Source organism: Nocardiopsis sp. NRRL B-16309 (assembly GCF_001279585.1).
Lineage (GTDB): Bacteria > Actinomycetota > Actinomycetes > Streptosporangiales > Streptosporangiaceae > Nocardiopsis.
The window spans coordinates 1-321 of record NZ_LGEC01000022.1 but is presented as its reverse complement, the minus strand read 5'-3'; the positions used below and the strand labels follow the sequence as shown (position 1 = coordinate 321).

Here is a 321-nt window from a genome sequence, read left to right as displayed (position 1 = left end):
CCTCACGCACGCGGCGACGGGCCGCCCCTTCGCGACCAAGTACTCCCAGGCGGTGTTCGGCTCCGAGCGCTCCACCATCGACACGGCCTTCCCCGGCGATGTGATCGCGCTGGTCAACGCCCAGGCCCTGGCGGTGGGGGACACCCTCTACGACGGGCCCAAGGTGGAGTTCCCGCCGATCCCGAGCTTCGCCCCCGAGCACTTCGTGGTGGCGCGGGCCAAGGACGCGGGCAAGTACAAGCAGTTCCAGCGCGGTATCGCCCAGCTGGACGCCGAGGGCGTGGTGCAGGTGCTCACCTCGGACGTGCGCGGTGAGCAGGC

At 71.0% G+C, this 321-nt stretch carries 1 pseudogene; it reads left to right on the top strand.

Annotated features, from left to right (window positions below):
* Positions 1-321: pseudogene (locus ADL05_RS04690) on the top strand (peptide chain release factor 3); the annotation flags it as partial.